This window comes from Mesorhizobium sp. WSM1497, assembly GCF_001672455.2.
Taxonomy (GTDB): domain Bacteria; phylum Pseudomonadota; class Alphaproteobacteria; order Rhizobiales; family Rhizobiaceae; genus Mesorhizobium; species Mesorhizobium ciceri.
The window spans coordinates 3,314,755-3,323,750 of record NZ_CP021070.1 but is presented as its reverse complement, the minus strand read 5'-3'; the positions used below and the strand labels follow the sequence as shown (position 1 = coordinate 3,323,750).

The following is an 8,996-nucleotide window of genomic DNA, read 5'->3' as shown; positions in this document are numbered from 1 at the left end:
CTCATGTCTCCTTGGCCGGCGCGACCATGCCGCGCGGCCCGTCACGCACCGCGTTGATGATGATCTTGGCAAGGGCAATGGCGCCGCTGATCTGAAGGGCGGTGCGGTCGCTCACGCCGAGCAGCGTCCAGTCAAAGCCGGCGAGCGCGCCGCCGCAGATGATAGCGATCAGCGTGTTGAGGAGATTGTGCAGCGCATTGGTGTTGAACCATGTCATCGAAACAGGCTCCCGAAAAAGTCGGCGACCTGATGCCGGACGGCCGCGAGCGCTCCGGCCATGAGAACGAGGATGCCGGCCGCGGCAGCCGCCTTGCCGCCGGGCGTCGGCTGCGCGGGACGAACCGCCGGCGCCCCATTGGCCGATGTTTCTCCCCTGGGCGGCGCCGCCGCGGTCACCGGTGCGGCGGGGCGCTGCGCCGACATCAGCAGGGCCTGAACCCGCACCGACCTGACCCGATCCGACCAGCCGCGCCCGAATGTTGCCCATGTCGGCAACCGCTTCAGGAACGCCAGCCGCCCATCGCAAAGTGCATCGATGGTCACACCGGCCGGCTTTGCCTTGGCCGCCGCGACGGTGACCGGTCCGATCCGGCCGTCCTGCGCAACGCCGACCGCCGCCTGCAGATATTTGGCCGCCCGGCCAGGCCCGCTGTTGACGGCGAAATCGAATACCGCGTGGTCGACGCCATCGGGCAATTCGGCGCCGAGCACAGCGTCCCAGTAGAAGCGGCGATAGACGGTGGCGACCTGCGCATCGCTGATCGCGCGCAGATCCGCCTTTGTCGCGCCCGCCTTCATATAGCGGCGGAAGCTGGCAAGCGTCACGCCCTTCATGGTGGCGCCGCCAGGATCAGCCAGATTGTCCGACCACCCGCCTTCCGATTTGAGAACAAGCGCAAGCGCCCGCGCGAAGTTGCGGTCCATGGTGTTTCCTTTCCGCCCTTCCGGGCAGTTGTTCAGTTTCGGCTTTCGATTTGGTTGGTGTTGTCCGGCTTGATCGCCTTGCCGCGAATCGGTTGGCGGCTGTAAAACGGTCATGCTTCAGGGGTGCTGGGATGAGAAACTACGTCGGCGCGGTCCAACGTTTTGCCTTCGAGCGTCTAGCGTCAGCGATAGATCGACGATGGAACAACGACCCGCTTGGCTCTCGCATCCGAGCTTCCAAGAAAGAATACTTGCGGCTTTTCGAGATAGCGCGGCGAGTAGAGTATCCGGAGATTGACCGGCTGGAGGCCGACACCGGCTTTGCCATCGACCGCGAATGGCTCGACAATCCGGCCCTGCATACGCAGATCACCATCAAGAAGAGCACCTTGGCTTACCCCACGGCCGAGTGCTCTACAGCATTTTACGACGCAGCTTACGAGTAACCCACGACCGTTCACCACCATTGTCGAGACCGGCACAGCGCGGTTTCTCATCACTCTGCATGGCAAAGGCTTTGGACGACGCTGGCGCTGCCGGCCACGTCATCACTCTGGACGTGCTGTCGCATAACCATCGGTTCTACTGGAACTGCATCGATGATCACGACGGGCGCAAGTCGCGCGCGGAACTCCTCCAACCGTGGCAATCCTTGTCAGATCGGATCGTGTTCCTTCAGGGCGATCCCCTTGTCCAATTGCCGAAAGTCGGAGTGAACAGAATCCATTTCGCCTTCATCGACGCGCAGCACACAACGAAAAATGTCTTACTCGAATCGGGCGGTTTCTGAGCTGCAACAAGCGGGAGACGTGATCGTTTTCGACGACGTCACACCAGGGCAGTTTGACGGCGTCGTGAAAGCGATTGAGCAGATCGAGACAAATGGGCAATATGGTATGCGTCGGCTCGTGGCATCAGACACACGGGCTTATGCTTGGGGCAAAAGACGCCGATGAGCCTCGTCTTCTTCGCTTCCGGCGCAAATTAGGCCGGCAGCTCTTTGCGAATAGCGCTGCGATAGATGGCAACGATCACTTCTAGCACGTATTAAACGCCCGCGGCCGGGACTATCTGCCGCTCCAACCTCCCGAACCGAATGCCATTCGGTGATCGAGGAAATCCAAAGCAGGTGGCGGGCGTGAACCACAAGCAAGCCGTAGAAATGAGTCACGTTCCTAGCAAGCGACTGGACGAGTGAGTTTCAGCTCGCGAATTGGTGTGCCGATAAAGACGGCGCGGAGCAATTAGGCGAGCATACAGCGTCACGAGCACCACCGGAAGCAAAAGCATCGGCATCATGGCGACCCGATTGTAGTAGGGCAGACCGCTCGCCAACATATATATAACGGTCATGAGGATACAGAATTTTCCTAAGCGTTCGTCCGACTTCTTTGCGGCATTCCTGATCAGAAATACGCATGCTACGCATTGAATTAGAGAGTAGGCAAAAAATAGAACCTTGAACCCAACCTGATAGCTCAAAAACATATCAGTTGAGTACTTGCTATATATTCCTGCACTCGACAAAATAGGAGTTATTATTATATTAGATATAACCATGATACAGAATTTGTAATGTATCCGGCGAAAATAATTGCAACCACGCCAACGATCAGCTTTTCTGAACGTGGAACGAAATCCGCCAAGACATATACCGAAACAAACAGAGCAGCGCTATAGTGACTACCTATTGCCAATATGCCAAATAAAATCGCCCAGTACCTCTTGCCGCCGTTCAACGCGAGAAAGAATACCAGAATGAAGATGAGCGAAAAGCCCTGCCGCAACGTGTTTTGACCCAACTGTTCGAACCATGGCAGCATGATCAGGCAGAGAGTCGACATGACACCAAGGATAAGACTATCGCTTTGCCTGACCGAGTAAAAATAGTAGGCTGAGATCATGATCATGCTGTTGGCTAGCATGCTATCAGAGATCGAAAATCCCAGATTGGCATAAATCCAATGCATGGCTATGAACACAGGCTCATGCGCTACAGCCGTCATATAGACTAAGAAAGTTGCCCTTGTCGCATATGCGAAATCTCTCGAGTAGGCGACGATATCACCTTCCAAAGCATACGAGGCATAGTTCGCGTAATCTGTTTTAGAAGCCGCGAAGAAGAGCACCGGGGCCAGAAAGAGCAAGGTTGGCAACCAGGGTCGGCGAAAAGGCCGCATTCGAATGCCTCTTTGATTCTCAACAAGACGTGCCATATAGATTCGTTATTGTCATGTGAAATGCAAAGTGCTGACACTCGCCAAGTAAAACTGACGACAAGGGCCACGCGGCCGCGGTAGGTATGGCTCTTGTTCGCGGTGATCGCGAAATGCGCCACCGCCCTAATCGGCGGTCTCGATCCGACAGATTGCGTGCATCAAGCCTTGCTTGTGCCAGCGGAATTTGAATTTACAGTCACAACATCACCGGAGTCCAGATATGCTCCAGCGGAGCTTGCAGGGGCGCCGCCATAGGCCTTCGCCCCGCCGTATAGATGCCGTTCTGCGCCTTGTCGGCCCAGCTCTTGACTAGGACGCGGTCACCCACGTTCGCCACCACTCGCTCGATGGCCTGAAGACCGTAGAGCACAATGTTGGCGGTCCTCGCCAGGCAGGCGCCCGAACGCTTGGGCCTGCCGATCAGCCGGCTGATGACATCAGTGGCGATTGTGATGGCGCAGCGGCGTCGAACCTCTCCGCAAAATCAAACCTCCTGAATCCGCACAACGGCGTTCCAGCCATAGGTCTTTGCCGCGACGCCGGTAACGGTCACCTCAATTCCGGAAGCCCCCACGGCGACGGAGGCGTCGAGTGAAGCGGCGTCAGTCGCATATTCGCCGATCACCGTTTTGGTGATCGCACCTTCGACCGCCAGGGTTCCGCCTGTGTTGCGGATCACACCGGCGAACACATAGCCGGCGCTGGTCGACGCTGAACCATCCGTGCGGCGGGCAGCGACATCGGCGGTGAACTTCGCGCCTTGCCCGGGCCTGATCGGAACAAAGCTGTTTCCGGCTTCGAAGACCATAAGAACGGGCGTTGCGTCCGGCGTCGATTTATAGCCCTTGAAAAGATCGCCGCCCCGGTTTCCTTCAATCAGCGCAATGTGCGATCCGTCATCGGTTGGCTTTCCCGTCGCCGTGCCGGAGTAGATGTTGCCCCGCACCTCGACGTTTGGCGAGGATCCGCTGATTTTCACATCGTTGACGACACTGCCGGTCGTCGCCTTGAAAAGGCCACCCGTCGCCCTCTGCCGTTCGCCCGATAGTGTCGACAAGGCGACATAGGACGATCGCGCATCCGCGATGCCTGCATGGGTTTGCGACATGTCGCCGTTCAATCGAACGCCGATGGACGCCGCTGCGCCGCCCATGTCGACAAGCGTGTCGGCCGACACAATGGTTTCATCCGCCGCGCTGAAGACGCCGTAGGCATCGGCCTGGGTAAACCCAAAGATGCGGCCGGCGCCAATCCTGACGCCACGCGAGATCTGTTGCCCGGCCGGGGTTTCGATATAGATCCCCTGATGCGTCGCCTGGATGTCGAACGACAGCAGGCGAAGATCTTCGATATGATGACCGGTGCCGGCGCGAATGCCTTGCTGCACGCCTTCCGTCACCAGGCTGCGCACCTCGATATCCTTGGCCCCTCGCAGCACCAGACCATAAAGGCCATCCCTGGACTTGGCACTGATGCGAAGGCGTTTGTACTTCAACACTGATCCGGCGGGCGCTGCGTTGCGGGTGAAGGCGACGGCCGCGCCAAGCTGGACGCTGCCCAGCTGCGTCCAGTCGATATCCACCTCGATATCGCTCACTGGCCAGTCGTCATCGCTCTCCGCATCGAAGCCGTTCAAATAGGCGCTCACGCGAGCACGACGGACAAAGACGTGACTTGTGCCGGAAACCTCGTCGTTGATGGTAACGATGTTGCGCGCCGTGTCGCCCCTGGCGTCGTCGATGTAGACCCAGTTGGAATCGGCAATGCGGTAGTGATCGCCTTGCGTACCGGTGAGCGTGCTATGCTCGATCATGACGCCTGAAATGCCGCTGATGTTGAAGACGCCAAAGCCGTTCGGAGCCGCGACATGATTCCAGGCGCCGTTGACCTTTGGAGCGATGATGCGGTTGTCGCCCTTCAGGTTGAATAGGTGCGTGACGTCCTCGGTGCGCTGTAGAAGCGCCTTGTCGTCAAACTCGACCGTCAGCCCCTGCGGAATGTCGATATTGCCGGCAAGCGAAAATGCGCCAGCCGGGATGATCAGCCTGCCCTGCCCGGCGGCAGCAATGGCGTTGACGATCGCGGTCCTGTTGTCGCCGGCTGCCGTGTCGGCGCCCGCCGCGCGAATGTTGATCTCCTTCGACCTCGGTGCGTTGATGATGTCGAAGCCGGCTCTCGCTCCGCCTTGCAGCGTGATCGCCAGACCGCCCCCGCCAGCCAACGTGGTGCCGTTCTTCTTGTAGAGAGCCTGACCGTCGCCGACTTGCGAATAGCCGGCAGTCCTGACGTAATGGGGCGCAACCGCCGGCGAGTATGCCTCCGCCGTCGCCTTGGTCGCGAATTGCGGATCCAGCACGGTTGTCATGGCGCCCGTCGCTACGTCCGCAGCGGCCTGGGCCTGGTCGATGATGCCTTGCGCGGCTGCCTGGATATCCCCGACTGTGTCGTCGGACTGGTAGAACGACAGCACAATGTCGTCGGTGCCGATCACAGGGTTCAGCGTCTGGAAGGCGAAGCTGCACTCACCCCGTCAACCACTTTCTGAGAAAAAATTCCTAGTCTGGTCGAAACTCCCGCGCTGAGCGACGCTGGCAAAGCGCGTAAAACCCTGCTTTTGCCGGCGGCTGGTCATAAGCCGGCAGGTGTGAAATCATTCGTCGAAGCTCATGGAATGATTCCCGTCGCACGGCCTTGTGGGAGAGGACGATGGACAGACCAGCCATGGCATCCGTGTTCAGGATGCGGCATGCACCAGCCACGGTTTCCGGCGTGTGCAGCACCGGCCAGGGTCAGGCCGATCCAGTCATCCGCGTGCGTTCGCTGGGCGAAGCCATCCGTTTCGTCGCCAACGCCTACCCCCAATACGACGTCGGCGCCGTCGCCATCAGCTGTGGGGATGTTTCGATCGGCAACCTCGGCAACCTGGAGGTCAAGGCGCTGTGGCGCGAATATGGCGAACGGCTGACGCAGGAATAGGCGTTCGCCCGCAGCCTTTCTGGAGCGGAAATGCCGCTCGTGCGTTTCAACCCCAGCCACGGGAGCAATCGCCATGAATGTCGCCAACCTGCAACTCGAAGGCCTGTTGATGGCCGTCGCCTCGATCAATCGTCTCCTGGTTCAAAAGGGGGTGCTGACGGCGGAGGAAATCGACCTGGCCCTGCGCAAGACCGAGGCCGGCGAAACCAACGAGGAACGATCCGAAGGCATGTCCGCATCCAGCCGCGACGCCGTCAACTTTCCGATCCGGCTGCTGGAACTCGCCAACCAGTGCCAGCCGGAGGCGGAGCTGCCGTCCTTCTCAAAGCTGGCCCGCATGGTCGGCAAGATAAAGGAACCCTACAACGACCAGCTGTGAACGGTGCCGGCGGGCCGGCATGCGTCCGCGGTGGACCACTGCCCTCGCCTCAAGCCCTGCCCGGCCATCCCAAATTGAGCGAAAGCACCTTGCCCGGTCCATGCACCGCCGCAAACAGCAGTCCGGCCAGGAACGAAAAATGGTCGATGAAGAAGCCGAACTCGGCCTGGTTGCCGGCCCAGTGGCTGGGTCCGTGGAAGGCAAGGGCCAGGAACAGCATATAGGCGGCGGCCACCAGGGCCGCCTGCGTGAAGAAGGCGCCGGTCAGGAAGCAGAGCACCAGCACGACTTCCAGGATCGCCGCGCACCAGGCCAGGAACAGCGGAAACGGAAAGCCGGCGGCGGCGATATAGCCGGCGGTGGCCGCCATGCCCATGAATTTGAACGTCACCGCCATCAGGAAGACGCCGGCGAAAATCAGCCGGGCGATGAGAAGGGCCGCGGTCTGCCACGGCGATTGAGTGATTTGCGACGACATGCTCGTTCTCCAGCTTTGCAGGTTGCTCGCTCCTAGGACGCGCGACGGGCGCCAGATCCGACACGCCAGGCCAATTTTTCTCGACAGGGCACTTGCCGCGGGTCGAAGCAGGCTTCGAAGCCTCACACCGACGGCAGGGAGCGATCTTCGGTTTGTCGGCCGACGGTATAGCGTTGCTCGCTCAAAGGGGGAAACGGACATGGCCAAGGCATTGACCATCGGCGCACCGCGGCATCCGGCGATGAGCACCGCCTATGAACAGGAATGCAGGGATATGCTGGCTCCGCATCTCGACGCCCTGCTCCGCAAGGTCGAGGCTGCCGGCTGGGACCGCGGGCAGGCCGCCTCGGCGCTCATGTATCTCGCCGCGATGCGGCTGAAGCCGGCCTGACGACACGCCGGCCTGAACCGGCTCTCCGGCGCATCGCGCGATTGAAACTTGTTGGTAATCACGAATGTGATATTGTTAGCCGGGGCTAATGCAGCGGTGTGCCGGTGCAGCGATTTTGGGTGGGCTGAAATTTGCGAACAAGCGTCAGGTTTGGGGCGATACCTCGTGGCGTAGGGTCGGCGACGCTGGAATGCAGCGGCTGCGGCGGCGCTGGCCAGGTCTTCCAATGTCCGCGCTGGACGAGTTCCAACGGCCATTGTTGCCCTGCCGGCACCCACCGGCGCGGCTGCCCCGGCCTCAGCGCGGCATGCTCCGAATGTGACGGCGACCACGCTGCCGACGCCGACCCGATGCGGCCATCGGCCTGATACAGGCCGGTTGCAGCCTGGCCGTGTCGCCTGGTGGAACCGGCGGCGCCGATCTGTGTTATGTCGTGTTGATCGCGGGCGCCGAAGGTTGCGCGTTTCCCCGACAACAGAAAGCGAGGCCTGAGATGGCTGACGACAAGTCGAAGACGAAACAGGACCGCAAGCAGGTCTCGGGCGAAGAGCCCTACGAGGTTGCCGCCTTTGCCCGCAAATACGGCATTCCGCCAAGCGAGGCACAGACCATCATCAAGCGCTACGGACCCTCGCGCAAGAAGCTCGACGCCCATATGGCGGCCCGCGGCTAGCCGAAACCATTTCGCCTGGGCTGCGTTGAAGACGCTGCGGGCCGTGTCAACCGGGCCTGGTGGTACGGTGAACAGGATGTCTTTTTCCCGGTTCCTCATCCTGGCCAACGAAACGGCAGACGAGCATCTGTCCCACCCGGCCCGCAGCGCCACGCATTGAGGGAGGTTGTCATGTCCGACACCATACGCAGGACCGGCAGCTGCCTGTGCGGCGGCGTGCAGTTCGAGGTTCACGGCGCGCCGCTGCGCGTCGGCCTGTGCCATTGCAAGGATTGCCGCAAGGCCGGCGGTTCGGTCTATTCGGCCTTTGCCATCTGGCCGCGCGAGGCCTTCGAGACCACCGGCCTCGTCAGCTCCTATGGCACGCGCAGCTTTTGCCCGACATGCGGCGGCCGCGTCGCCTGGGTCGACGACAACGAGGCCGAGGTGGCAATCGGCAGCCTCGACATCGCGCCGACCGATCTCGTGCCCGAATATGAATTGTGGACCTCCAGGCGCGAGACCTGGCTGCACGCTTTGCCCGGCGCCGAACAGTTCGAGCATGACCGCCCAGCGGCGTACAACGCCGAAGCGCCGACGCCGAGATCGCTGTCGGACATCGACGCAGAGATTTGATCTCCGGGCAAGGGAACCCTGCCCTGCCGCCGACGTTACCGGACGCCTCTCACGCATGTCGCCCGGCGACTTGCGGCAATCATGGAGACGACCGTTGAACGACAAGATGTTTCCCCGCCCCATCAGGCTGAAATTCGCGCCTGAGCGCGAGCGCATCGTCCGCAGCGCCTGGGAAGGCCTGGAATGCCTCGGCGACTGGCCGGCTGGTCAGGGACGGCGCTACCGGGCGGCGTTGCGCAGCTGCCGCGATGCGCTGGATGGCTGGACGCCGCCGGAAAAAGCGATGCGGGCGGTGATCGACGCCGCGCGCGAAGCAAAACTCCTGCAGTAGTTGGAACAGG

The 8,996-nt window shown here is 60.8% G+C and carries 13 protein-coding genes; 8 read left to right on the top strand and 5 right to left on the bottom strand.

All coding sequences use genetic code 11. The features are described from left to right. Position 1: 1 nt before the first annotated feature. Both A9K65_RS16180 and A9K65_RS16175 read right to left on the bottom strand, forming a co-directional pair. The gene (locus tag A9K65_RS16180) at positions 2 to 217 is read right to left on the bottom strand and encodes a hypothetical protein (protein ID WP_063168557.1); all 216 of its coding nucleotides are present in this window, start codon (positions 215 to 217) and stop codon (positions 2 to 4) included. After that, a complete protein-coding gene (locus tag A9K65_RS16175; protein ID WP_064993903.1) occupies positions 214 to 924 on the bottom strand; it encodes a glycosyl hydrolase 108 family protein in 711 nt (236 codons plus the stop codon). The genes A9K65_RS16180 and A9K65_RS16175 overlap by 4 nt, the downstream gene beginning before the upstream one ends. A gap of 131 nt (positions 925 to 1,055) precedes the next feature. Between A9K65_RS16175 and A9K65_RS16170 the strand changes: the two genes are divergently transcribed. Beyond that, the gene (locus A9K65_RS16170; protein WP_064993904.1) at positions 1,056 to 1,370 is read left to right on the top strand and encodes a hypothetical protein; all 315 of its coding nucleotides are present in this window, start codon (positions 1,056 to 1,058) and stop codon (positions 1,368 to 1,370) included. Further along, entirely contained in the window at positions 1,262 to 1,714 is a 453-nt protein-coding gene (locus tag A9K65_RS36610; protein ID WP_348629600.1) for a class I SAM-dependent methyltransferase, read from the top strand. Before A9K65_RS16170 ends, A9K65_RS36610 begins: the two co-directional genes overlap by 109 nt. 751 nt (positions 1,715 to 2,465) lie before the next feature. Here A9K65_RS36610 and A9K65_RS16155 read toward each other — a convergent pair. Together A9K65_RS16155 and A9K65_RS35650 are read right to left on the bottom strand one after the other, a co-directional pair. Further along, positions 2,466 to 3,140: an EpsG family protein gene (locus A9K65_RS16155; RefSeq protein WP_084015812.1), complete on the bottom strand. Its 675-nt coding sequence runs from the start codon at positions 3,138 to 3,140 to the stop codon at positions 2,466 to 2,468. 487 nt (positions 3,141 to 3,627) lie between these two features. Then, entirely contained in the window at positions 3,628 to 5,634 is a 2,007-nt protein-coding gene (locus A9K65_RS35650; protein WP_064993907.1) for a hypothetical protein, read from the bottom strand. Between the two features lie 215 nt (positions 5,635 to 5,849). Between A9K65_RS35650 and A9K65_RS16145 the strand changes: the two genes are divergently transcribed. Further along, positions 5,850 to 6,119, top strand: coding sequence for a hypothetical protein (locus tag A9K65_RS16145; protein ID WP_064993908.1), 270 nt, complete (start codon positions 5,850 to 5,852; stop codon positions 6,117 to 6,119). A gap of 73 nt (positions 6,120 to 6,192) precedes the next feature. Continuing rightward, the gene (locus A9K65_RS16140; RefSeq protein WP_013530780.1) at positions 6,193 to 6,498 is read left to right on the top strand and encodes a hypothetical protein; all 306 of its coding nucleotides are present in this window, start codon (positions 6,193 to 6,195) and stop codon (positions 6,496 to 6,498) included. A 49-nt stretch (positions 6,499 to 6,547) separates the two neighbouring features. On the opposite strand, the gene A9K65_RS16135 is transcribed toward A9K65_RS16140, so the two are convergent. Beyond that, complete coding sequence (locus tag A9K65_RS16135) at positions 6,548 to 6,976, bottom strand: DoxX family protein (RefSeq protein ID WP_064993909.1); 429 nt, start codon at positions 6,974 to 6,976, stop codon at positions 6,548 to 6,550. Positions 6,977 to 7,175: 199 nt separating this feature from the next. On the opposite strand from A9K65_RS16135, the gene A9K65_RS16130 reads away from it, so the two are divergent. From A9K65_RS16130 to A9K65_RS16110, 4 genes are all read left to right on the top strand, one after another. After that, the gene (locus A9K65_RS16130) at positions 7,176 to 7,367 is read left to right on the top strand and encodes a hypothetical protein (RefSeq protein WP_013530778.1); all 192 of its coding nucleotides are present in this window, start codon (positions 7,176 to 7,178) and stop codon (positions 7,365 to 7,367) included. Positions 7,368 to 7,860: 493 nt separating this feature from the next. Further along, positions 7,861 to 8,040, top strand: a complete 180-nt coding sequence (locus tag A9K65_RS16120) for a DUF3606 domain-containing protein (protein WP_013530777.1) — start codon at positions 7,861 to 7,863, stop codon at positions 8,038 to 8,040. Between the two features lie 171 nt (positions 8,041 to 8,211). Next, entirely contained in the window at positions 8,212 to 8,655 is a 444-nt protein-coding gene (locus A9K65_RS16115; protein ID WP_013530776.1) for a GFA family protein, read from the top strand. Positions 8,656 to 8,749: 94 nt separating this feature from the next. Then, positions 8,750 to 8,986 carry a DUF982 domain-containing protein gene (locus A9K65_RS16110; protein ID WP_013530775.1) on the top strand — a complete coding sequence of 79 codons (237 nt, stop codon included), beginning with the start codon at positions 8,750 to 8,752 and terminating at the stop codon, positions 8,984 to 8,986. The last annotated feature ends 10 nt before the right edge of the window (positions 8,987 to 8,996 follow it).